The following is a 22,490-nucleotide window of genomic DNA, read 5'->3' on the forward strand; positions in this document are numbered from 1 at the left end:
GTTATCCGCCGACAGCGGCAAGCTGACGGAGGCTGGCGATTTTATCGGGACGGAAACCGCTCCAGTGATCGTCATCCGCCATAACCACTGGAACCTGGCGATAACCCAGCGATTTTAGGTTATCGATAGCCTCGGGTTGGCTATCGAGATTGATCAACTGATAATCGATGCCGTTACGATCCATGGCATTTTTAGTGGCATTACACTGGACACAATTGTTTTTGGTGTAAATAATAATGCGCATGATTCGTATTCCTCTCTGTAAAGGGGTCAGGTCGCGAGATACGAAGCAAATACCGTTTGCTGTGGGCTTCGTCCTTGCTGACATCTTGTGCCGTGCTGATGAGTTAAATACTAGATGTAGTGTTTGTGGAGATCAAGCGCACTATATATAGGGATTTGAGATTTGTACTGCCAGAAAGCGGCTAACGCCAGTTGCCATGCGCCTTCCGCATTTGAAAAATTATTTTGTAAAGAGGGAGGTCAAAAAACAGGCATAAAAAAGCCCCGCAAAATGCGAGGCTTAGTTAATACTTTAGGTGTTAGCGGCGAGAAACCAGCAGCGCACCCAGCACGATACCTACTGCTGCACCGATACCCACGCCATGCCACGGTTTGTCATGCACGTAAGCGTCAACCTGATAGCCTGCGTCGCGTGCGACCTGGGATACGCGATTTCCGCTGCCATTGAGTTTAGCGCGCGTTTGCTTAAGCAGCGTCTCTGCCTGGCTGCGGGCGTTGGTCACTTCATCTTTTGCATCGCTGCCGTAAGATTTCAGCAATGCTTCGAGTGAATCTGCGAGCTCGTTCACATCCTGATTAATATCAATGTCATCGTTTTTGCTGGTTCGATTAAACATTTTTTGGCTCCCTTTGATTTAAAACGTAATACTGAGTGTAGACGACCTTTTGCTAAACGAGACGCGAGAGTGGCCTTTAGGGAAAATTCCGAACGCCAGGTCTGTCATGCTGTTGTAAGGTTGCGAGGCTTTTGAAGAGGAGAGAATTAAGCATGTATTTACGACCAGATGAGGTAGCGCGCGTACTGGAAAAAGCGGGTTTCGAAGTGGATGAAATCACGCCACGCGCGTACGGATATCGTCGTGGTGACAACTACGTTTATGTTAATCGCGAAGCGCGAATGGGGCGCACGGCGCTGGTCATTCATCCGACGCTAAAAGAGAAAAGCCAACCTTTTGCTGAACCGGCATCAGAAATGAAAACCTGTGATCATTACACCCAATTTCCGCTTTATCTGGCGGGTGATTCGCAGGAACATTATGGTATTCCTCATGGTTTCAGTTCACGCATGGCGCTTGAACGCTACCTGCAAAGTGTTTTTGGCTAACGCATCAGGCCCCGCCGCGACGGGGCTCTGACCCGCCTGCTGTCAAATCCTTACCTTTCATCACGTTGCAATTCCTGGCTGTGACGCGTATAACGCTGTTCGATATAGATGTTTAGACGTCCATACGGATAAAGTTATGAGCGAGCAAAATAATCCTTCACAGGATCCCTTCAAAAGAACCATGAAAGCGCGCCACCTGGTGATGCTATCGCTGGGCGGTGTAATCGGTACTGGGTTGTTTTTTAACACCGGCTACATTATTTCAACCACGGGCGCAGCAGGCACATTATTGGCCTATTTGATTGGCGCTTTCGTAGTTTGGCTGGTGATGGTGTGCCTTGGCGAACTGTCGGTGGCAATGCCCGAAACAGGCGCATTTCACGTTTACGCTGCGCGTTATCTTAGCCCGGCAACCGGCTATACCGTGGCCTGGCTTTACTGGCTGACCTGGACGGTGGCGCTGGGTTCAAGCCTGACGGCCGCGGGTTTTTGCATGCAGTATTGGTTCCCGCAGGTGCCAGTCTGGATCTGGTGTTTAGTCTTCTGTATCGCCATTTATCTGTTGAATGTCATCTCAACTCGCTTCTTTGCGGAAGGAGAGTTCTGGTTCTCACTGATCAAAGTGATCACGATTATTGCTTTCATCATTCTTGGGGCGGGCGCGATGTTCGGCTTTATCCCGCTGAAAGATGGCACGGCCGCGCCGGGTTTGAGTAACCTCACCGCGCATGGCTGGTTGCCAAATGGCGTGTTACCCATTTTGATGACCATGGTTGCGGTAAACTTTGCTTTCTCCGGCACTGAGCTAATCGGTATTGCAGCGGGCGAAACGCAGAATCCCCAGAAAGTCTTGCCGCTGGCGATCCGCACCACCGTGGCGCGCCTGATCATCTTCTTTATCGGTACGGTGCTGGTGTTGGCGGCGCTGATTCCCATGGATCAGGCGGGCATTGTGAAAAGCCCCTTTGTGCTGGTTTTTGAGAAAATCGGTATTCCCTGGGCGGCGGATATCATCAACTTTGTGATCCTGACGGCGATTCTGTCAGCCGCCAATTCGGGACTTTACGCGTCAGGTCGTATGTTGTGGTCGCTGGCCAATGAGAACACGCTGCCACGCGCCTTTGCCCGTGTAAATAAACGCGGTGTGCCGCTGTTCGCTATCACGATGAGTATGATTGGCGGGCTGTTAGCGCTGTTTTCCAGCGTGATTGCGCCAGACACGGTGTTCGTGGCGTTGTCAGCGATTTCCGGTTTTGCGGTGGTTGCAGTATGGCTGAGTATTTGCGCATCACATTTCATGTTCCGCCGTCATCATCTTCAACAAGGCAAGTCGCTTAACGCGTTGGCTTACCGTGCACCGTTGTATCCGCTGACGCCGATTCTTGGCTTTCTGCTTTGCCTGATGGCCTGTATAGGTCTGGCATTCGATCCCACTCAACGCATCGCCTTGTGGTGCGGCATTCCGTTTGTGCTGCTTTGCTATGGCGCATACCATATGACGCACAAAAATAAAAAATTCCCTGAGGCTGAGGAGGCCAACGATGTCGCTTAATCCTGTCGCGCAGGCGCTAACGGAATCTGAATCGCTGATTCTTGATGGCGCGCTGGCCACTGAACTGGAAGCGCGTGGCTGCAATCTGGCTGATGCGCTGTGGTCTGCCAAGGTATTAATGGAAAACCCTGAGCTGATTTATCAGGTGCATTATGACTATTTTGCCGCCGGGGCGCGCTGTGCGATTACCGCCAGCTATCAAGCGACGCCGCAGGGATTCGCGGCGCGAGGTCTGGATGAAACACAATCGCTGGCGCTGATTACGCAAAGCGTTGAGCTGGCGAAACGAGCTCGTCAGGATTATCTTGCGCAGCAAGGCGCGCAACAGACGCTGCTGGTGGCTGGTTCAGTTGGGCCTTACGGCGCTTATCTGGCTGATGGCTCAGAGTATCGTGGTGATTACGCACTGCCAGAAGCGGAAATGATGGCGTTTCACCGGCCCCGCGTGAAAGCGCTGCTGGAAGCGGGCGCGGATCTGCTGGCATGTGAAACCTTGCCTTCGTTTGCTGAAGCTCAGGCGCTGGTGAAATTGCTGACGGAATTTCCTGACAGCGTGGCCTGGTTTTCATTCACGCTGCGGGATGCGGAACACATCAGCGATGGAACCCCGTTGAGCGAGGTCGTGGCCTGTCTTGATGCACAGCCGCAAGTGGTGGCGTTGGGGATTAACTGCGTGGCACTGGAAAGCGTTACGCCTGCGCTGAAACAGCTTCAGGCATTAACCGACAAACCGCTGGTGGTTTATCCCAATTCTGGCGAGCAATATGATGCCAGCAGCAAAACCTGGCACTCCGCGCCTTCGGGCTGCACCTTGCATGACAAATTGCCTGAATGGCAACACGCTGGCGCACGTCTCATTGGCGGTTGCTGCCGCACCTCGCCGAAAGACATCGCGGCTATTGCGCACCGTTGTCAACCGCAATAAGGCAGCAGAATCGGGCGATGATAGCGCGATTGAGACGCGTGAAAAGGCGGGAAGGGCAGTTTAGACTGTGCTTCCTGACCTTTTAGTGGATCCCTTCATGAAACAGCGAATTCTGGCTTTGGCCGCTGCACTACTGCTTAGCGGTTGTGCCACCATTGTCGGCAACGAAACCCAATCGGTACGCATCGATTCCCTGCCGCAGGGCGCACGCTTCACGGTGCAGGATGAGAACGGCCGCGCGGTTGCTCAGGGATTCACGCCGCAAACCGTTGAGCTGGAAAAATCAACCGGCCGTTACTTCGGTAAAAAACATTATCTGCTGATGCTGGAAAGTCCTGGTTATGTGCCGGTGACGATGCCTATCGAGGCACGCGCCAACCTCTGGTATCTGTTAGGTAACATTCCGCTGGGCGGATTCCCTGGCTGGCTGCTGGTCGATCCTTTCTATGGCGGCATGTACAACCTTAAACCAGAGCATCCACGTCCGTTTATGAACCCGGTTGGCGCGCGCGGTTAATCACTGCGCGGTAGGTTGCAGCATGCCGCCTGGCGTTTTATGCTTTTCCAGATACTGGTGCTGGAAAATACACATGCGGATGGTGTTGCGGTATTCGCCGTTGATAAAGAATTCGTGCTTTAGCACGCCTTCAATCTCAAAACCCAGCTTGGTGTAGATGTGGATCGCTTTCTCGTTCTCTTGATCAACAATCAGATAGAGCTTGTAAAGATTAAGCACGGAGAAACCATAATCCATCGCCAGCTTAGCCGCCTGGCTGGCGAGACCTTTGCCCTGATGCGTAGGATCGATGATGATCTGAAACTCTGCGCGGCGGTGGACATGATTGATCTCAACCAACTCCACCAGCCCGGCTTTTTGCCCATCATGCTCAACCACAAAGCGACGTTCAGTTTGATCGTGAATGTGCTTGTTGTAGAGATCGTAAAGCTCAACAAACGCCTCATAAGGCTCTTCAAACCAGTAACGCATTACGCTGGCGTTGTTATCCAGTTGATGAACAAAGTGCAGATCTTCCCTTTCCAGCGGGCGTAATTTAACCGTCATTTTTCATTCCTTTTATGTCATCAATGCCGCGAGTATAGCCGTTACGGCTTCGCGTTTGCATGGAGGCGTTAAACCGCGACTTTCTCATCATTCAATCTGGCTATCGCACACAGAAGCGGGGCGGAATGGCGTATTACAGCGTTTTGCTGAGATAGACGCCGAGCGGGTCGTCGCCGTAAGGCGCAAAGGCTGCACAGCGTTGATAGCCCAGACGCTGGTAAAATCGCAGCGCGGCGTGATGATGTAGACCGGTTTCCAGCCTGAGTTGCTGTAAACCGACGTCACGCGCCTGCATTTCAATGTCGGCCATCAACTGTTCTGCCACACCTTGCCCACGCATCTCGGGTGCAACAAACAGACGTTTTAATTCACCAAAACCGTTTGGCTGAATCATTAACGACAAACATCCTACTGCGCGGCCTTGTGTATCACGCGCCATCAGCAGAATCAGCTCATCGTCTGCGAGCGCCGTGAGGTCGGTGCAATGTTGACTTTCGGGCGGGTAAAGGGCGTTTTGCCAGTGATCTAACGCGGCAATCAACGCTGCAGCGCAGGGTGAGAAGGGTTCTTGTTGAATCGAAAACACGTGGTCCTCAGCATTCCGTTTACGGGGATTTTACCCTACGACGAAATTGGACCACGCTTCAAGTACTACGCGCCGATCTGCTCAACGATGCGGCCCTGCGCCATGCGTACCGCGCTGTCGCACATGTGATCGATCACATCAGGATCGTGACTCACCAACACCATGGTTAAGCCATCCTGGCGTTTCAGATCGCTTAGCAAGTTAAGGATCTCAGCCTGTACCGACATATCGAGCGCCGACGTCGGCTCATCTAACAGTAGGATCTTCGGCTCAAGCAGCAGCGCACGTACAATCGCTACACGCTGACGTTGACCGCCTGAAAGCTGATGCGGATAGCGATCCGCTAGTGCCGGATCCAGGCCAACATGGCGAAAGCCTTGATTGATACGATCGTCAATGTTGTCGCGCTTCAGCAATTTTAACGGCTCGGCAAGGGTACGACGCAGGCGGTGACGCGGATGCAGCGAGGCGTAGGGATCTTGAAAAACCATCTGTACGTCGCGACGCAGTTCACCGGTAAACGGTTTACCAGGCGCAACATCTTTACCCGCCAGCTGCATCTTGCCTTGCCAGTGCGGATTGAGTCCGGCCATAACCCACAGCAGCGACGATTTACCGCAGCCGGATGGGCCAACCAAACCAAAGCAGGCACCCGCTTCAACCTGGAGATTGACATCATGCACCACGGTACGCAGCTCGTAACCCTGCTTGTGCGCCACACTCAGGTTCTGCAAATTAATCACGGTTCACCTCCAGCGCAGCACGATCCAACACCGGCAGCGTTTGGCCATGCGTAGCTTTGCTCGGGCGGCACGACCACAAGGTGCGCGTATAAGGATGGGTGGCGTTAGGCAGCTCATTAGCCGGCAGCGTATCCAGCAGTTGGCCTTTGTACATCACCATCACGCGTTCGCAGTGCTCTGAAACCTGCTGAAGATCGTGGCTGATCAGCAACAAACCCATATTGCGCGCTTCGACTAAACCACGGATCAGCGCCAGCACCTGATCGCGCATAGCATGATCCAGTGCGGATGTCGGTTCATCAGCAATCAGGAAATCGGGATCGGTGATCAAGGCGATCGCCAGCATCACGCGCTGGCCCATGCCGCCAGAAAGCTGGTGGGGATAGTTTTGCATCAGTCGACGTGGATCAGGTAATCCCACTGCATTGAGCATCTCGCACACTTTCTCTTTACGCTCAGCGCGGTTGAGGCGGCGATGCAGCAGCAGCGGCTCCTCAACTTGCCAGCCGATTGTGCGGGTAGGATTGAGGGCATATTTCGGATCTTGCATCACCATCGCAACGCGGTTGCCGCGCAGCGTATTCCAGTCTCGCTCACGTAACTTCAGCGCGTTTTCTCCGGCTATTTGCAGCTGTTTTGCCTGTAAATGCAGAGCAGGGGAGAGTAGGCCCATCAAGGAGCGAGCAGTCAGAGATTTACCCGAGCCAGATTCGCCCACTAGCGCCACGCGCTCACGACCAAGGGTAAAACTGATGTTATCTACCAGCAGCGCATCATCGCTACGAATAGTGAGCGACTCGGCATGAAGTAAGACATTATTTTGCATGTCGGGTATCCAGTCGGTCACGCAGGCCGTCGCCTGTCAGATTAAAAGCGAGGCTGGCGAACAGAATCGCGGCGCCCGGAGCGGCAGCAACCCACCATTGGTCGAAAATGACTTTACTGCCTTCCGCGACCATTGAACCCCATTCAGCCGTTGGCGGCTGTACGCCCATGCCAAGAAAGCCGAGGCCAGCAGCAGAAAGAATAATACCGCCCAGACTCAGGGCCGCTCGCACCACCGCTGTCGGCATGCAAAGTGGCAGAATATGACCAAACATCAGGCGGAAGCCGGTAATACCCTGCATACGTGCGGCGGCAAGGTAATCACTGCGGCGCAGCGCCAGCGTTTCAGCACGAGCCTGACGCGCAAACGGTGGCCAACTGGTCAGCGCCAGCGCCAGTGCGCCGTTCATTAACCCCGGCCCCATAATTGACACCAGCGCCAGTGCAATCACCAGATTCGGCAGCGACAGGAAGATATCGGTGATGCGCATCAGCACACGCTCCGTCCAGCCACCGACGTAACCTGCGGTAATGCCAATCAGCAGACCAACCGGGATGGTTAGAATCAAAATCAACGACACCAGCAGTAGCGTTGGGCGCGCACCGTAAATCACGCGGGACAGCAAATCGCGACCAAAGCCGTCAGTGCCGAACCAGTGCAGCGCGGAAGGCGGCAGCAGGCGATTCGATATGGTTTGCAGGTTGGGATCGTAAGGCGAAAGCAGCGGAGCCAGCAGCGCCATCAGGATCAGGATCGCCACTAACGTCAGACCAATCGTTAATGAGGTGACGCGGCGTTGGCGGCGTCGAGGCCGCACAGTTTCAAGTTCAGAGAGTTGTTGCGTCATCGGGTTCTCGGATCGGTTAACCAGGTAAGGGCATCCGCCAGCGCATTAATTAAAATAAAGCAGCCGCCAATCAGTAATGTGGCACCCAGGATTGCGGGCACATCGCCGGAGAACAGCGCATTGGTCATGTAGCGACCGACGCCAGGCCAGGCAAACACGGTTTCGGTTAGCACTGAACCTTCCAGCAGCGTGGCGTAGGAAAGGGCAATCACCGTGACCAGCGTGCCAAGTACGTTAGGGAAGATATGACGCAGCAGGATACGAACGCGTCCGGCACCTTTGGCGCGAGCCAGCGTCACATACTCTTTACTGCTCTCTTCCAGCAGTGCAGCACGCAACAGGCGCGTAATACCTGCCATCGCCAGCAGGCCCAAAATCACTACCGGCAACCATAAGTGCGCAATCGCATTACGGAACATCTCCGGCTCGCCCGACAGCCAGCTGTCGATCAACACAAAACCGGTTTTTGGCTCCAGCGTATAAACCCAGATATCATCCAGTCGTCCCGGTCCGGCTGACCAATGCAGCACGGCGTAAAAGAGCAACATGCCCAGCAGGCCGAGCCAGAACACTGGCACTGAATAGCCCAACAGTGAAATAAAGCGAGCGATGTTATCGATGATGCTGCCTGGCTTCCATGCCGCAAGTAACGCCAGGCTAACACCAAACACTACCGCGAAGATCATTGCGCAGCTGGCCAGTTCAATCGTCGCCGGGAAAGTCTGCATCAAATCATTGCTGACCGGCTGGTTAGTCAACCGTGACACACCCAGATCGCCCCGCGCCAGATGCTCAATGTAGTGCCAGAACTGCATTAATACTGGCTGATCCAGACCCAGCTCGTGGCGTACCTGCTCATAGGTCGCTTCGCTGGCGTGATCGCCCGCAATCTGCTGCACCGGATCGATCGGTGAAAGGTGCGACAACATAAAGGTGAAGGCGAGCAGGCCGAGCAACGTCACCAGCAGCGACAGCAAGCTGGTGGAAACGCGCCCGGCACGCTGCCAAAAATGCCGGGCGAACCCGGCAGAGTGGGCAGAATTTGCCATTACTTCGTAACCTGCGAGTAGTAAACCATGTCAGGGTTGATGCCCTGTACATAGCCTTTGAGGTTATCACGCAGAGCAATCAGGTTTTTCGCCTGCATACCAATCACATACGGCGAGTTCTTCAGCACTTCGCGCTGCATAGCTTCATATAATGCAACGCGCTTCGCTGGATCGCTTTCAGCGGTTGCGGCTAATACCTGCTTATTCAGTTCCGGGATATGCCAGTCTGATCGATAAGCCAGGGTTTTGCTGCCATCTTCCGGGTTATAAGCGTAAGAAGCGGCGTTGGTGTTCGGATCGAAATAGTCGGAACCCCATGCATTGAGCGTAGCCTGGTATTGATGCGCTTTTACTTTAGTTGAGACTTCAGAGCTTAATCCCGGCACCACGTCCACTTTCACGCCGCCTTTGGCGAAGCTGCCTTGTAACGCTTGCGCGATATCAAGGTATGGCGGTTGATTGCTGGTAGAAAGCGTAAAGGAGACGTTGTTTAAACCCGCTTTTTTCAGAATCGCTTTGGCTTTTTCAGGATCATAGCTGTAGGGCGTATCGTTCAGCGCGCCGAGGAAACCTTTCGGCAGGAAAGTCTGATGCACATCAAACTGGCCTTTCAGCAAGTCATTGGCGATGCCGTTATAATCCCACAGGTAACGCGCTGCTTCCCAAAACGCCGGATTTTTCAGCGTATCATTGGCGCCTATATTGAACTGAATATAGTAAAGTGACGCCATTGGAATGGCTTCGGTCTTCACGCCAGCTTTACCTTTAAGTGAAGCAATCTGGTCAGCACCCAGGTTGCGGGCAATATCCGCATCACCTTGCTCCAGCAACAGACGGCGAGCAGCGGGTTCCGGTACGTTTTTAATTAAAATGTTTTTCAGCTTTGGCGCACCTGCAGGTGAGGTTGGGTTGGCGCTCAGCAACACCACTTCATGCAGAACGACTTTGCGGATCTGGTAAGGACCGCTGCCTGCTGAATGCGTTGCTAACCACTGATTACCGAAGTCACCATTCTTTGCATTCGCCATCACCGTTTTTTCATCAACAATGGATGAAACCGGCGCAGAAAGCAGGCTCAGAACGTATGTTGGGCTGACGTTAGCACTCCAGCTAATCTGAACATGATTGTCATCGACTTTCTTCAGGAAAGTATCAACGTTGTCTTTGTTCCAGCCGAGCTGGGTAAGAATAAAAGAAGGATCAAGGTTCAGCTTGACCACGCGACCCAACGAGAAGATCACATCTTCTGGACGCAGCGGATTGCCGCTGGCAAATTTCGCATCTTTACGCAGCTCAAACGTCATACTGCGATTGTCGCTGCCAGCTTGCCAGGAAGTGGCTAATGTCGGCTGCAGATCGATAGGATTTTGCGGATCAGACTGCACCAGACGTTGATAGATATTGGTAAAAGCCTGCACGGTGGTAAGTTCAAAACCTTTGGCCGGATCAAAACTGTCGGCATCATCAGTTGATTGAGCAATCACCAGCGTATCTTTTGGCGTGGCGGCATGGGCTGTGAAGGCTGCAGCCAGCGTCATTGCCAGCAGTGATGGAATTATTGTTTTCATGAAATTTCCTTGCCTAAAAAAAGTAACGCGAGTGTACGAAAGGGCCGAGACGAAGAATAGTCGAAAATAGGCTAATGATATGCAAAAAAGGTATAAGGCTGACGATGCAGTTATAAGCGTGTGGGCAGACATTATGTTCAAACGCTACAAGCGTAATAGAGCCGAGAAAAAATGCATACTTCTGTTAGCGGTTATTAGCGCATTAATAACCTAATCCGGTGGCACGATTTTATTTTAAGGGGATTTATCGATCTTTTTTCAATCAGTTTGAGTAAATAGAAAAGTTTCGGATCTTTGCGTGAACGTATATTTAATAAGGGTGGTTAAAATAAAAAATCGTGTTCCACTCTTTTAAACGGTTGAATGGATTTGTCTTTTTTAATAGGGAGTTTAAGTTTTAACCCGCTTTGTCGCTTTAGGTGAATAGGCACGTCATTTCAGTGAGTAAGTCAGTATCAGGCTTGCCCGCAGGTGATATTTATTAACTGTAAAAGATATGATGGCATTATGACGATGATAAACTGGCAGGTTATTGATAAATTCATATTAATAATACTTGATGGAGATCAAGGCCGCTGGGCGTTCCTCGCTGACCAATTGCGTTCTTTGGGGGTACCTGATGATAAAATTGTTCGTATTGAAACGCCATCAGGTGAATCTTCAGCTTGTCATCGGTCTCAATCACATATTAATGCAGTAGAGATGGCGCAAACGCAGGGTTGGCATAATGCTTTTATCATTGAGGATGATTTTTGTTTTAATGAGTGTGAAAGTAATTATGAAAATATAAAACGCTTTCTCAATGCGTTATCGAAGATAAAATGGAGTGTTGCGCTCTTCGCTGCAAATTACTATAAAGTCACTCCGGTTAAAACGGTTGATTATCTGGTCCGCGTTAATGTCGCGAGTTCTTCCTGTGCCTACGTGGTTAATAAAGATTATTACACCTCGTTATTAACCAATTACCGCTGTGGATTACAAGCCTTGCTTCAGGGAAAAAGTGAGCAAGAGTATGCTTTGGACGTAAACTGGCACACAGGTATGCATCGGGATTTATGGTTAGGCATTTTCCCCACTAGCGGCAGCCCTTTTACTGATAAAAGCATGAATGAAAAGAGTGATTGTCGCTCGCAGTTTAACAAGCCATTACACGAAATTGTCTCTCCTGCAAAATTATCACCTTCACCCTCTGGCCCAATCAAAGTGGACTTTTACTTCCAGTGGCCGCCAGGATGGACAAATTTTGAATCGGTGATTGATGCTATGCGCAGTAATCCCGCTTTTGATTGTCGTATTGTTGTTGTGCCCTATCTGAACTTCAACGCCACCGATCTAAGGGGTGATCTCCAGCGCGGCATACTCAAAGAGAGGTCGCTCGATTACATTGGTTTCGAGGATTATTCGCTGGATTCACGCCAGCCTGATGTCGTTTTCCTGCAGAATCCTTATGACGAAGCGAGGCCAGAAGCTTTTCGCAGCGAATATCTGTATCAGCGTGGCGTTAAAATTGCCTATATTCCTTATGCGCTCGATACAGGCATCGGTGAAGAAACCATGGTGTATCAATACAATTTGCTATGTCAAAATTTAGCGACATGGATTTTCTCTCGCTCCGAAAGACACAGAAAAGAGTTCGCGTCTCAATGCCATGCAGGTAATAAGCATGTCTATGTCACAGGGCATCCTAAATTTGATTATTACGATCGCCGTTATGGTTTTGATGAAGAGAATAAAACGAAGGGGAAGGTTAAAACGTTTCTATGGACACCGCATTTTATCCTGCCGGGAAACCGGAAGATGTACAGCACATTTAATATTTATCATGCGGCAATCATAAAACTGATTGAACGTGATGATGTTCATGTGATCATTCGTCCTCATCCTTTGCTAAAACAGTGGTTGAATGTGGCAAGTCAAAAGACTCAGGATAACTACCAAAAGCTCGTTGATATCTCAAAGACCCGGAGTAATGTTAGCTGGGACTTCAGTCATGATTATAAATCTTCATTCTCCCAATCTGATGCGCTTATTGCTGATATGGGATCTTTTTACTTGAATACCTCCCTCGAAAAAGCCCATTCTTTATCTAACCCATAAGACGTGTTACGGACTGAATAAAACCGCAGATTTTATTTATGATGCCTATGATGTGGCAAGGAATGAAAAGGATATTGCACGATTTGTAGAAAATATTGTCAACCATCGCGATCCAATGCGGTTAAAACGTGAAAAGGTTTTACAGGAAGAGTTACAAATAGATGATGTAACCGTAGGCGAGAAAATTACAGATATTATCTACCAGTCGTTAAGAGATTAGGGGTTAGTTTAAGCGTTAATAATGTCAATGAAATTGATATTCTAAATCAATCGTTGGTAGGCTTTGATATTACACTTGATTAAAAAGCGTAAAATTACGCTGCTAATATTGTTGCAACTCTTGATGAAGTTGAATATCGTCCATTGATGCTTTACTGGCGTAACGTACTCAATGAATGGGAAATCTAATGGCTGTAGCCTGCTTACACACCGCCGCGAGTAATATCGCTATTTTTGACGATGCAGCCTGTAAACTCAACATTCCCGCTATTCATTTAAGTCATCTAGTCGTGCCGCACTGGTTGGCTGAAGCTGAGCAGGCGGGCGGATTGACGGTGGAACTAAAGCAGCAATTGGTCTCTTTTATTCAGTCGATAATGCCTCATTTTGACGCAGTTTTGATCACCTGTTCAACGCTGGGTGCAGTAGCTGAAAATTTCCCTTGTTTGGAAAAGAGATGCGCAGTGTACCGAACCGATCAAATGTTGGCAGATGCATTAGGTGATCGTCCTGGAAAGTCGGTGGTGCTTTATGCCGCACCGTCTACATTAGCGACCACGACAGCCCTTTTTTGTGGAGATACGACACGGTTACAGCCTGAAGTACGACTGGTATCGGAAGCATGGCAGATCTTTAAATCAGGCGATCGAGATAGCTATCTTGCGTTAATAGCTGAAGCGATCAAAAAAGCATTAGATGAGGGAGCAGATAATGTTGCCCTTGCACAAGTCTCTATGGCACCAGCGATTAAAGCTTTTACGGGTGATGCTCGTGTATTAGCAAGCCCACATCTCAGTTTACAACGCTGCTTTGGCTAAAAGTTACTGTGGGTATCAAAGACAAAAAAGCCCGCTTTCACGGGCTTTTTTAAATGAGATAGCTTAATTCGACTGGAGCAGATTGCGTGTATTCAGCGTCTGGCTGCTTCTCTTTCCACGATTCTTTTCTGCTGCTAAAGCACCTCAGCGACGCATATCGTTCTGGCATTTATTCATCGTCTCGCTCTTTATTTGCGCGCTGCCGCTCGTAAAACTCATCTTCCGCTGCAATGATTTCATCCATCAACGAATCCATATCCACTGTGTGATTCTCTTCGACGAAGAGACCGGTTAGCGGTGTTTCTGGCGTTAATTTTCCATCTTCATATAACAGCCAAATCTCTTTCGCATAACGCGTTTGCAATAATTGCGGTGCGAACTGACCATAATAAGCGGTGATGTTATTCACATCGCGTTCAAACATTGATTGAGCATGGTTGTTAGCAGCGGCGTCTACCGCCTGCGGCAAGTCGATAATTACCGGGCCATTCGCATCGAGCAACACGTTAAATTCTGATAAGTCGCCATGTACGATGCCTACACACAACATGCGCACAATATTGCGAATCATGGTATCGAAATCAGCAATGGCACTTTCTTCTGTTAAGGTCACATCGCTAAGACGAGGAGCGACCATACCTTCAACATCCGTGACCAGCTCCATCAGTAACACGCCGTCGATACACATATAAGGCTGTGGTACGCGCACACCCGCGTTAGCCAGACGGAACAACGCATCGACCTCCGCCATTTGCCAGGACTCTTCTTGCTGCTTGCGTCCGAATTTGGAACCTTTTTGCATTGCACGGCTATTACGCGAATTACGGACTTTACGACCTTCCTGGTACTGCACGGCTTGCTTAAAGCTACGTTGCGTTGCTTCTTTGTACACTTTGGCGCACTGGATTTTGTCACCACATAAGACAGTGTACACGTCTGCTTCTTTGCCGCTTTTTAGACGCTGGAGCACTTCGTCTATCAGGCCGTCATCGACCAGCGGTTGGATTCTGTTTGGGATTTTCATGCGGCTTTATACCTTATTTCAGCCGCTTTTCGTATCAATAACACAAACGGTGATACTGGAAAAAATTGGCAGAGTTTGGACAGTGGCTATCATTGGGTTTTCGTCGTTTAGGCATCACGAAAACAATCACATTTTACGAGGTACTTCTCAAGGTGTCTAAAAAGTTTGGATTTATTCAGGAAAATTCAGATTTCGCAGCGCTAATTTAAGACACAAAAAAGCCCGCAGGGCTTGCGCCGTGCGGGCTCTTAGGACTTCATCGGATGACTCTGGTGATCAACGATGGGGGATTTTGGGCTGGCGGAATCTGAATAGGTGTCGCAACCTCATGAAAATAAGTGTTTTTCGACAGTTCAACTTTGATTTGTGTACCTAATCGTGTACCAATTATTGGATCTCATACCCCGGAACGGCAGGGCAAGGATAACGAATGCCCGGCGTTAATTCCAAAATAAAATGATTTTAGAGAAAAGTGTTCACACTGTTCACTTTTATTTTTTGTTTAATAAATTCATGGAGTTAGTTGGTGAGTAGTTTGAAGGTAAATGTGCACTAGTGTGCACTGAGAGTGATCACTTTTTCCCTAGTATTAAAAAACCGGCCTGAGCCGGTGTTAGGGCGAATCAAGGTAGCAACCAATCCTGTTAAATGCTTGAGCAGCATACGCTCATTTTGAGTTATTGAGCATAATCAACGTTACATGCTGATTAAAGTGTCTTAGCGACTATGCTGGGATATTCTTACAACGTTTTGCAACTGCATAAATTTCAGTTTTAGATGTAACGTTCTAGAATTTTTTCTTTCATATACACAGTATAATTTGGTAACTCAGGGTATATGAAATCCCGAGTAATGCCATAACGTTCCAGCTCTTTTCTAATAGCAGCTACATGCTTGTATTTGATAATGATTTTTAGACAGCTTTCATTCGTGAAGTTTTGTGAATCAAAATCTGTATCAGAAACAGTATTTTCATCAGTAAAGTGCGTTGCCTCAAAAATTGGTTGGTTTATAATATTAGAGAATAGCAATAACCCCTGCTGATTTTTAATACGCTGGTTGATTGGAAGAGGAGTTATAACCTGTAAATTAGAATTGTATATACTAATTGAACTATGAGGCTGTCTGAAGTTAAAGCCATCCTCATGTGCAATAACATCTAACATTTTTTCTATACTAGCATCTTTAATCGCTCCCAAGTAACCGAGCAGAGCACAGTGATCTGGGTGAATATCATCTTGGCATAGGATTAAATCCTGCTTTGAATCAAAAAAATCGTACTTGTAGTTTTTGACAAACTGAACTGCGTTTGTTAAAGATGAATTTTCTCCGCTACGCATGTATGGTCTGATCGATTGATAAAAGTTATAATATTTATTTCGTGCTTTATCTAATTTAGATTGGAAAACGCTGCTAGAAGTTTCGGAATAACCTTCTTTTAAAATAAATACAGTGACATCAGTGTTAGGCTTGTTTTCTTCGGTGGCGAAGTATAGTGAAATTAATGGGTTTTTAGTTAGATCTACTACACGGGTTGGTAACTGATAATGCTGAGCCATGACGTGCAGGTCTATATCATTAAGTTCGTAACCTTTAATTATATTAACTTCCGAGTACAGCACAAACTTATCTTTGAAACTATCAAATAATTCAGTTGCCAATCGAGAGTGCGAAATTTTTGAGGCGAGAGTTGGGGGCATATTATCAACTGGGTGAGGTTTAATACTATTAGTGTTCAATAATCTGCAAAGAGAAGATGCTATCCCCCAACTAGCATCTGCTTGACCGCGGAAATATAATTGCCGGTCTTTATTTCTTTTTGCAACTTCGTTGACTATTTTTAATAGATCGCCGACACATGCAACTTCGTGCTTATGCATAATAATTCCTTTTTTAGACGGTTTTCTGAACAATTATTTCACCTAAAAGTCAATTTTAAGAAGGGGTCAAGCATGTTATCGACCAAAAAGAAATTTACTTAATAAAAATATTCAATCAAGAATAAATATGCTGTAGTTGAAGCATGGTAGGAATATTTTTACCATCATTACGCCACTTTTTAGCCTAGCGCCGTATGATTTAACTCCCGCTTTTTCCAATGATTGCCTTGGTTGCCATAAATAGTTTAATCAATTTCAATCGTTATCACATATAACAAACCGGCCTAAGCCGGTTGGTGTTATTAGTAATCTACTTACTGCATGTTGGCAACCAATCTGCCTCGCTGTCTTCGTGCAGCGTAAGATTAGTTTGTATGCCGTTATTCGTTCGGCGTTTGAGCAGCACGCGTTCATACTCTTTCAGCGTCTGTGGCACAGCCTGGCCGAAAGCTGTCAGGCTGAGCGGATGCTGATGGCCGCGTGATTCCATAAACGACAGATACGCATGATAGAGATAGCGCTTCGGATTTATCGGGCGAATGTTTGCATTGCCGATAAACAGCCCATTAGGCGTGCTCAACGGCATCAGGTAGCCACAGAAATCGACCAGTGGATCAGCCTGTCGCTTTATCTCCAGCGCTTCGCCGGAGGATTGCTGCGCCTGCAACAGCTCGCGCGCTTCGTCAGGTGACGCGAAGCGCTGCATCAGGTGGCGCACGATAACCGCCAGCTCACCGGCAATCTTCTCCAGCAGCTGCGGATCGCGCTCTTTCGCCGGTATTACTTCCGGGAAGGTCAGGATTACCCGGCGACGCGACACGCCGCCGCCGCGATCGCTGAAACGTGTTCACCGCTAGAATCACCGCGGGGATATGAGTTGAATAGGCGTCGCGATAATTGGGATCAATGGCGACTGCATCGCCGCCGGTAATCGCCTTAATACCCGCGCCGTCGTCGCTCCATTTCTCCTGATCGGGCAGAATAATCAGCGAGAATCCCACCACGCTGGCACGCTCCCGCGATGATTCCAGCGTGTCGATGGTAGCTGACGTGGTGTTATCGCGGCCAGCGAGCAGCGTAGCGATCGAAGCCATGACGCTTTTCCCGCTTCCACCTGGACCAGTTACCTCCAGGAACATCTGCCATTCATAGCGGTTTGCCAATACCATAAATAACGCCGCGAGGATGCGCTCCCGCTTGTCGTGATTGTGTCCGGCAGCCCTGCGTAACGTGAGTCCGTCGCTGCTGTGGGCCATTAAGCTGCGTATCCGCCGTGAAGAACTTTCCCCGACGTTTGCCGGAGACGATCGGGATAGAATTAAGGACGTGGCTTATCTGGTTGGTGAAGCACTGACGCGGGCAGCGGCGGCCCTGCCGGACAATGTAATGGAAGAGGCACCGCTACTGGAAAATATTGGTCTGTATCGCCCGCCGTTAACGGGTATTGATATGGAGCTTTACCGCCATCCTATGCGCCGCCAGAAGCTGGCTGAATCAATCCGGATGCAGCGTGCAAAGCTTCAGGAGGGCAGCCAGAAATGATGCATTGTCCCTACTGCAAAAGCGCGGCACATACTAAATCGAGCCGCTATATGTCAGAGCAGGTAAAAGAGCGTTATCACCAGTGCACTAACCTCGACTGCTCCTGTACTTTCAAGACGAATGAGAGCATCACAAAGGTGATCACCGCACCGCCACAGCCGGAAAAAATACAGGTACCATCACCGGAACCAGCAAGAGAACGCCAGACGCTGGGCCGTTATGGTTCTGCATTCCGCCAGGTTCATTAATCCCGCACAGCCGCTGCCAGACCAGCGGCTTTTTTATGCCTGTCCTATGATTTTCTGAAGCTCTTTTTCTGGCCAGCCGCTTTGGAAAGAGCAGTGCATGCATAGCGTGCATGGATTTGCATGCATAATCATGCGCCGCTCTCCCTTGCTCAGGCCATGTCGAGCGCGGCACGGCCCGTATCATGCACCTGCATGAAAAGCGATGCATAAAGCGGGCAGGCGTGGCGGGGATAGCATTGCGCGCAGGCTGTTAAAATTAGATGGGCAATAATGTTTGGGACCAAAAATTTTATGGAGGCCCATATATGCTCATATGTAAGTGAGGTAGTATATTCCTTAACCTCTGACGATTGATTTTGGTAATAATATGGCAAGAAATGACACGGTTTTACTTGATGGGATAATCGAAGATCGTATGCAGGAGAATAACCCATCGGCAAATAAGGGAGAGGTTTTTGAATATCTAGTACTAGAGCAAGTTTTAAAGGAATATGATTTTTCATCTGAAGAAATTGAAAGCGGATGGGTAGATGGTGGGCATGATGGCGGGATTGATGGTTTATATATAATAATCAATGGGCATTTAGTGCAGGATGTGAATGATTTTGTATGGCCAAAGAAAGGCACTGATTTAGCAGTCTATGTAATTACCTGTAAACATCATGATACGTATAAACAAGCTGTTCTCGAAAGTCTAATTTCTACTGTGAATGAATTATTTGACTTTAGAGTGGCTACTTCAGAGTTAAATGGTCAGTATAATGATGAAGTTAAAAAGAAAAGAGACGAGTTAATATATTCTTATAAAAAAGTCTCGGCTAGAATGAATACATTTAATGTTAATTTTATTTATGGTTCTCGAGGCGACTCAGCAGAGGTGGGAGAATCTATTAATAGCCGTGCTGAACAAATAAAAAAATAACAGAAGAATCGTTCGGACACTGTGATGTTAGCTTTTCTTTTTTAGGTTCAAAAGAAATTATTAATCTTTACCGGCAAGCACCAAATTTCTCATTAGAATTGCCGTATCTAGATTCTTTGTCTAGAGGCGAGCGTTATATTTTGATTGTTAGGCTGAGTGACTACTATAAGTTTTTGACTAACGAAGCAGATCAAACTTTGCGAAGATACTTATTTGAGTCAAACGTAAGAGATTTTATGGGGTTGAATGCAGTAAATGAAGATATCAAGTCAACTCTTTCAGATCAAGATTCACCGGATTTTTGGTTGCTAAATAATGGAGTTACAATACTGTCAACATCTGCTCAATTAATAGGGCAATCAATTTATATGGAGGACATACAAATTGTAAATGGTCTACAAACATCTGAGTCTATATTCAGGTATTTTGACGATGGAGGTTCTGATCAGCATGAAAGAGCGGTAATGGTTAAAGTAATTGTTTCGAGTGATGAAAGTGTACGCGATCAGATTATTCGGGCGACCAATAACCAAACAGCAGTTGAGCAATATTCACTTCATGCTACTGAACGAATTCAAAAAGATGTTGAGGAAATTCTTTTAAGAAATGGTTTTTTTATGATAGAAGAAAGAATTTTTATAAAAATCAAGGTGTTCCTAGGGATTCTGTTGTAACTCCCTTATACATCGCTGCTGGCTTAACAACTTTGGTTCTGAAAATGCCATACAACGCAAGCAGAATGAAAACCAGAGTTTTAAGAAATGAGGAAGCTTATAACACGATTTTCTCTGAACGATTGGATATAAATATTTGGCCTAGAATAGCCTTGATTTTTAAAAGAACAGATGAATACCTGTATTCTATTCGAGGCCATTCTGGTGGTGAGGGTTTCCTAAAGAAATGGCGACAAATATTGGCGTTCTGTTCAGTTTCATTATATTTTTTGAAGTTCGACTTCACACCCAAGGATCTCTTATCTATAGATGTAGATGCACTTTTTAATAAACAAATTCCTGATGCTTGGCAACAAATATCCAAACTACCTGATGATTTTATAGTCATCAATAGTAAGAAACTAAACAGAAATAATGTAATGTATATAATGCTATACATACAGACGGTTTTTAATTTGGATAATATAGAATGTGTTGAGAGATATAACAATGTTTATGATTCTATATCTGGAATGTCTCGCCCCTATAGAAACACCAAAGTTACCGAAGAGTTAGTAGAAGCTATATTTTCCCGACTGCCTCCACAACCATGGAAAGTTGGAATGCACCGTGAAATTATAAGAGAACTAGATTGTAGCAATGCACAATATACCATTGCTGTGGAGTTATTAATTCAGTCAGGTAGAGTTTATAGACAAAAAGATGGCGTTTTATATGATCTAACTGGGAAGATTGTTGGTTTTGATGAAGAACGTACAAGTCTAGACAGTTAATTCATTAACGTGGCCGATTATCCTACGGCCACTTAACTTTACCCCCGCACTTTATTCCCCCACCAATTCATTAATTCTATACGTTTATCTAAATAAATAGACCTATTATAAGCTCGCCTAACTTCATTTTTATCACTGTGAGCTAAAGCAGCCTCAATAACATCAGCATTAAATGCTTCTTCATTCATGGCAGTACTTGCTATTGATCGTAAACCGTGCGCAACTAATTTTCCGACATAACCAATACGTTTTAAAGCAGCATTTGCGGTTTGGCTATTCATTGGCTGTTTAGGATCATTTCTACTAGGAAAAATATGCTCACGATGAGCACTAATAGGTTTCATAACTTCTAGGATATCTAATGCTTGGGATGATAGAGGAACAATGTGCTCACGTTTAGCTTTCATTCGATCTGCTGGAATAGTCCAAAGTTTGTTTTCAAGATCGATCTCGTTCCATCGAGCACCAGAAGCCTCAGAAGGGCGCACAAGGGTCAATAGTTACCATTCAATCAGGCAGCGAGTCGGAACTGACAGATTGGACATAACCAATGACTGCATCAATTTCGGTAATTCCTCTGGCCGTAATGTTGGCATGTTTTGTTTTTTTGGCTTTTCGAAAGCCATACCAACACCAGAAGCTGGGTTTGCATCGATCAAACCGGTGTTAACCGCATAAATCATGATCTCGTTGATGCGCTGCACCAACCGGCGAACTGTCTCAAGTGCGCCGCGAGCTTTAATCGGCTCCAGTGCCTCTACAATCGTTCTAGCCTTAAGCGCCTGAACAGAAACCTCTCCGATAGTTGGGAAGATGTCCTTCTCCAGCGATCGCCAAATATCCTTCTCATAATCCTCGGTGACGTTTTTGCTCTTAAGCTGGAACCACCTTCCAGCCACAACTGAAAAAATGCTATCCAGCTCAATTTGCCGTTGCTCCGATACTTCCTCTTGCTGCTTCTGCGGATCGATGCCTTGCGCAAGCAGCGACAGATATTGGTCACGCATTTGGCGTGCGACAGCTAGCGTTAAGGCAGGGTACGAGCCAAGACTGAGGTTTGTGCGGCTACTACTTGCTGGACGCTGGTAGCGAAAACGCCACAGGTTCTTACCTGATGTTTTGACGAGCAGGAAAAGGCCGTCGCCATCATGCAGCGTGAAGTCTTTCTCTTGAGGCTTAGCTTTGAAGTTTTCGTTATTGGTGAGGGGGCGTGTATTCCGCGCCATGACTGATTTACGTCCATAACTGGTACACGTTTTTGGCCCACATTACAGCGTGTACCTAAACGTATACCAATTATCACCGGATTCAGGCGGATCCACTCGGAAGATTACAGACACAAAAAAGCCCGCAGGGCTTGCGCCGTGCGGGCTCTTAGGACTTCATCGGATGACTCTGGTAATCACCGATGGAGAATTTTGGTGGAGCTGGCGGGAGTTGAACCCGCGTCCGAAATTACTACACCGTCGGCACTACATGCTTAGTCCAGTCTTTACATTCGCCGGTCAGCTGCGAACGGACACGCCACTGACAAACTAGCCTGATAGGATTTAACGCTTCAACCCCAGGCAGGGCGTCCACGCGATCTCTTTTGGGTTTGACCTCTCTTGATCCCCGTCCTAAGAGCGGAGGCTAGGGAGAGAGGGCTCTAAGCAGGTTATTAAGCTGCTAGTGCGTAGTTTTCGTCGTTTGCGACTATTTTTTTGCGGCTTTTAACGAGGCAAACCGCCCCTCGGCATGCTCCTAAGGCTTCACAATCCCGTCGAATCCAGAATCAGCCCCAAGA

The 22,490-nt window shown here is 47.8% G+C and carries 22 protein-coding genes, 1 other RNA gene and 2 pseudogenes; 11 read left to right on the forward strand and 14 right to left on the reverse strand.

Features of this window, described 5'->3' with window-relative positions:
* Position 1 precedes the first annotated feature (1 nt).
* Both KQP84_RS07545 and KQP84_RS07550 read right to left on the reverse strand, forming a co-directional pair.
* A complete protein-coding gene (locus KQP84_RS07545; RefSeq protein ID WP_215845811.1) occupies positions 2–244 on the reverse strand; it encodes a redoxin NrdH in 243 nt (80 codons plus the stop codon).
* Between the two features lie 298 nt (positions 245–542).
* The gene (locus tag KQP84_RS07550; protein WP_215845812.1) at positions 543–860 is read right to left on the reverse strand and encodes a DUF883 family protein; all 318 of its coding nucleotides are present in this window, start codon (positions 858–860) and stop codon (positions 543–545) included.
* A 152-nt stretch (positions 861–1,012) separates the two neighbouring features.
* Between KQP84_RS07550 and KQP84_RS07555 the strand changes: the two genes are divergently transcribed.
* From KQP84_RS07555 to KQP84_RS07570, 4 genes are all read left to right on the forward strand, one after another.
* Positions 1,013–1,348: a DUF2002 family protein gene (locus KQP84_RS07555; protein WP_031376461.1), complete on the forward strand. Its 336-nt coding sequence runs from the start codon at positions 1,013–1,015 to the stop codon at positions 1,346–1,348.
* A gap of 136 nt (positions 1,349–1,484) precedes the next feature.
* Positions 1,485–2,900 (forward strand): S-methylmethionine permease, encoded by a 1,416-nt coding sequence (gene mmuP, locus KQP84_RS07560; protein ID WP_215845813.1) that lies wholly within the window; start codon positions 1,485–1,487, stop codon positions 2,898–2,900.
* Positions 2,890–3,825: a homocysteine S-methyltransferase gene (gene mmuM, locus KQP84_RS07565; protein ID WP_215845814.1), complete on the forward strand. Its 936-nt coding sequence runs from the start codon at positions 2,890–2,892 to the stop codon at positions 3,823–3,825. The genes mmuP and mmuM overlap by 11 nt, the downstream gene beginning before the upstream one ends.
* A 97-nt stretch (positions 3,826–3,922) precedes the next feature.
* Positions 3,923–4,342 carry a hypothetical protein gene (locus KQP84_RS07570; protein WP_215845815.1) on the forward strand — a complete coding sequence of 140 codons (420 nt, stop codon included), beginning with the start codon at positions 3,923–3,925 and terminating at the stop codon, positions 4,340–4,342.
* Here the strand turns inward: KQP84_RS07570 and speG are convergent, their stop codons facing one another.
* From speG to KQP84_RS07605, 7 genes are all read right to left on the reverse strand, one after another.
* Complete coding sequence (gene speG, locus KQP84_RS07575; RefSeq protein ID WP_215845816.1) at positions 4,343–4,888, reverse strand: spermidine N1-acetyltransferase; 546 nt, start codon at positions 4,886–4,888, stop codon at positions 4,343–4,345.
* A gap of 133 nt (positions 4,889–5,021) precedes the next feature.
* Positions 5,022–5,474, reverse strand: coding sequence for a GNAT family N-acetyltransferase (locus tag KQP84_RS07580; protein WP_215845817.1), 453 nt, complete (start codon positions 5,472–5,474; stop codon positions 5,022–5,024).
* Between the two features lie 65 nt (positions 5,475–5,539).
* A complete protein-coding gene (locus KQP84_RS07585; protein WP_215845818.1) occupies positions 5,540–6,217 on the reverse strand; it encodes an ABC transporter ATP-binding protein in 678 nt (225 codons plus the stop codon).
* Positions 6,210–7,043 carry an ABC transporter ATP-binding protein gene (locus KQP84_RS07590; protein ID WP_215845819.1) on the reverse strand — a complete coding sequence of 278 codons (834 nt, stop codon included), beginning with the start codon at positions 7,041–7,043 and terminating at the stop codon, positions 6,210–6,212. The genes KQP84_RS07585 and KQP84_RS07590 overlap by 8 nt, the downstream gene beginning before the upstream one ends.
* Entirely contained in the window at positions 7,033–7,890 is an 858-nt protein-coding gene (locus KQP84_RS07595) for an ABC transporter permease (protein ID WP_215845820.1), read from the reverse strand. The genes KQP84_RS07590 and KQP84_RS07595 overlap by 11 nt, the downstream gene beginning before the upstream one ends.
* On the reverse strand, positions 7,887–8,939 hold the full coding sequence (locus KQP84_RS07600; protein ID WP_215845821.1) for an ABC transporter permease: 1,053 nt from the start codon (positions 8,937–8,939) through the stop codon (positions 7,887–7,889). The genes KQP84_RS07595 and KQP84_RS07600 overlap by 4 nt, the downstream gene beginning before the upstream one ends.
* Positions 8,939–10,507 (reverse strand): ABC transporter substrate-binding protein, encoded by a 1,569-nt coding sequence (locus KQP84_RS07605; RefSeq protein ID WP_215845822.1) that lies wholly within the window; start codon positions 10,505–10,507, stop codon positions 8,939–8,941. The genes KQP84_RS07600 and KQP84_RS07605 overlap by 1 nt, the downstream gene beginning before the upstream one ends.
* A 507-nt stretch (positions 10,508–11,014) precedes the next feature.
* On the opposite strand from KQP84_RS07605, the gene KQP84_RS07610 reads away from it, so the two are divergent.
* Entirely contained in the window at positions 11,015–12,604 is a 1,590-nt protein-coding gene (locus KQP84_RS07610) for a glycosyltransferase family protein (RefSeq protein WP_252515237.1), read from the forward strand.
* A 395-nt stretch (positions 12,605–12,999) separates the two neighbouring features.
* Positions 13,000–13,641, forward strand: a complete 642-nt coding sequence (locus KQP84_RS07615) for an aspartate/glutamate racemase family protein (RefSeq protein WP_252515238.1) — start codon at positions 13,000–13,002, stop codon at positions 13,639–13,641.
* Between the two features lie 169 nt (positions 13,642–13,810).
* Here the strand turns inward: KQP84_RS07615 and KQP84_RS07620 are convergent, their stop codons facing one another.
* The 3 genes and pseudogenes from KQP84_RS07620 to KQP84_RS07630 all read right to left on the reverse strand — a co-directional run.
* Complete coding sequence (locus KQP84_RS07620) at positions 13,811–14,665, reverse strand: PA4780 family RIO1-like protein kinase (protein WP_215845823.1); 855 nt, start codon at positions 14,663–14,665, stop codon at positions 13,811–13,813.
* 773 nt (positions 14,666–15,438) lie between these two features.
* Positions 15,439–16,545: an FRG domain-containing protein gene (locus KQP84_RS07625; RefSeq protein WP_215845824.1), complete on the reverse strand. Its 1,107-nt coding sequence runs from the start codon at positions 16,543–16,545 to the stop codon at positions 15,439–15,441.
* Between the two features lie 310 nt (positions 16,546–16,855).
* A pseudogene (locus tag KQP84_RS07630) lies at positions 16,856–17,774 on the reverse strand (DNA primase family protein); the annotation flags it as partial.
* 1 nt (position 17,775) lies between these two features.
* Here KQP84_RS07630 and KQP84_RS07635 point away from each other — a divergent pair.
* The 5 genes from KQP84_RS07635 (at position 17,776) to KQP84_RS07655 (ending at position 20,704) form a co-directional block, all read left to right on the forward strand.
* Complete coding sequence (locus KQP84_RS07635) at positions 17,776–18,087, forward strand: hypothetical protein (RefSeq protein ID WP_252515239.1); 312 nt, start codon at positions 17,776–17,778, stop codon at positions 18,085–18,087.
* Entirely contained in the window at positions 18,084–18,335 is a 252-nt protein-coding gene (locus KQP84_RS07640; protein ID WP_215845825.1) for an ogr/Delta-like zinc finger family protein, read from the forward strand. The genes KQP84_RS07635 and KQP84_RS07640 overlap by 4 nt, the downstream gene beginning before the upstream one ends.
* Before the next feature lie 367 nt (positions 18,336–18,702).
* Positions 18,703–19,257, forward strand: coding sequence for a hypothetical protein (locus KQP84_RS07645; RefSeq protein WP_215845826.1), 555 nt, complete (start codon positions 18,703–18,705; stop codon positions 19,255–19,257).
* Between the two features lie 197 nt (positions 19,258–19,454).
* Positions 19,455–19,931 carry an AIPR family protein gene (locus KQP84_RS07650; RefSeq protein ID WP_256449285.1) on the forward strand — a complete coding sequence of 159 codons (477 nt, stop codon included), beginning with the start codon at positions 19,455–19,457 and terminating at the stop codon, positions 19,929–19,931.
* Positions 19,932–19,996: 65 nt separating this feature from the next.
* On the forward strand, positions 19,997–20,704 hold the full coding sequence (locus tag KQP84_RS07655; protein ID WP_215845828.1) for a hypothetical protein: 708 nt from the start codon (positions 19,997–19,999) through the stop codon (positions 20,702–20,704).
* A gap of 38 nt (positions 20,705–20,742) precedes the next feature.
* Here KQP84_RS07655 and KQP84_RS07660 read toward each other — a convergent pair.
* Positions 20,743–21,930, reverse strand: a pseudogene (locus KQP84_RS07660) (integrase domain-containing protein).
* A 193-nt stretch (positions 21,931–22,123) separates the two neighbouring features.
* Positions 22,124–22,486, reverse strand: a transfer-messenger RNA (tmRNA) gene (gene ssrA, locus KQP84_RS07665).
* Positions 22,487–22,490 lie beyond the last annotated feature (4 nt).

This window comes from Candidatus Pantoea bituminis (genome assembly GCF_018842675.1).
GTDB classification, from domain to species: domain Bacteria; phylum Pseudomonadota; class Gammaproteobacteria; order Enterobacterales; family Enterobacteriaceae; genus Pantoea; species Pantoea phytostimulans.

Bases quoted from the DNA above. Each gene is read 5' to 3' on its own strand.
- KQP84_RS07545 (WP_215845811.1), bottom strand. From the start codon at position 244: ATGCGCATTATTATTTACACCAAAAACAATTGTGTCCAGTGTAATGCC.
- KQP84_RS07550 (WP_215845812.1), bottom strand. From the start codon at position 860: ATGTTTAATCGAACCAGCAAAAACGATGACATTGATATTAATCAGGAT.
- KQP84_RS07555 (WP_031376461.1), top strand. From the start codon at position 1,013: ATGTATTTACGACCAGATGAGGTAGCGCGCGTACTGGAAAAAGCGGGT.
- mmuP (WP_215845813.1), top strand. From the start codon at position 1,485: ATGAGCGAGCAAAATAATCCTTCACAGGATCCCTTCAAAAGAACCATG.
- mmuM (WP_215845814.1), top strand. From the start codon at position 2,890: ATGTCGCTTAATCCTGTCGCGCAGGCGCTAACGGAATCTGAATCGCTG.
- KQP84_RS07570 (WP_215845815.1), top strand. From the start codon at position 3,923: ATGAAACAGCGAATTCTGGCTTTGGCCGCTGCACTACTGCTTAGCGGT.
- speG (WP_215845816.1), bottom strand. From the start codon at position 4,888: ATGACGGTTAAATTACGCCCGCTGGAAAGGGAAGATCTGCACTTTGTT.
- KQP84_RS07590 (WP_215845819.1), bottom strand. From the start codon at position 7,043: ATGCAAAATAATGTCTTACTTCATGCCGAGTCGCTCACTATTCGTAGC.
- KQP84_RS07595 (WP_215845820.1), bottom strand. From the start codon at position 7,890: ATGACGCAACAACTCTCTGAACTTGAAACTGTGCGGCCTCGACGCCGC.
- KQP84_RS07600 (WP_215845821.1), bottom strand. From the start codon at position 8,939: ATGGCAAATTCTGCCCACTCTGCCGGGTTCGCCCGGCATTTTTGGCAG.
- KQP84_RS07605 (WP_215845822.1), bottom strand. From the start codon at position 10,507: ATGAAAACAATAATTCCATCACTGCTGGCAATGACGCTGGCTGCAGCC.
- KQP84_RS07610 (WP_252515237.1), top strand. From the start codon at position 11,015: ATGACGATGATAAACTGGCAGGTTATTGATAAATTCATATTAATAATA.
- KQP84_RS07615 (WP_252515238.1), top strand. From the start codon at position 13,000: ATGGGAAATCTAATGGCTGTAGCCTGCTTACACACCGCCGCGAGTAAT.
- KQP84_RS07620 (WP_215845823.1), bottom strand. From the start codon at position 14,665: ATGAAAATCCCAAACAGAATCCAACCGCTGGTCGATGACGGCCTGATA.
- KQP84_RS07625 (WP_215845824.1), bottom strand. From the start codon at position 16,545: ATGCATAAGCACGAAGTTGCATGTGTCGGCGATCTATTAAAAATAGTC.
- KQP84_RS07640 (WP_215845825.1), top strand. From the start codon at position 18,084: ATGATGCATTGTCCCTACTGCAAAAGCGCGGCACATACTAAATCGAGC.
- KQP84_RS07645 (WP_215845826.1), top strand. From the start codon at position 18,703: ATGGCAAGAAATGACACGGTTTTACTTGATGGGATAATCGAAGATCGT.
- KQP84_RS07655 (WP_215845828.1), top strand. From the start codon at position 19,997: ATGAAAACCAGAGTTTTAAGAAATGAGGAAGCTTATAACACGATTTTC.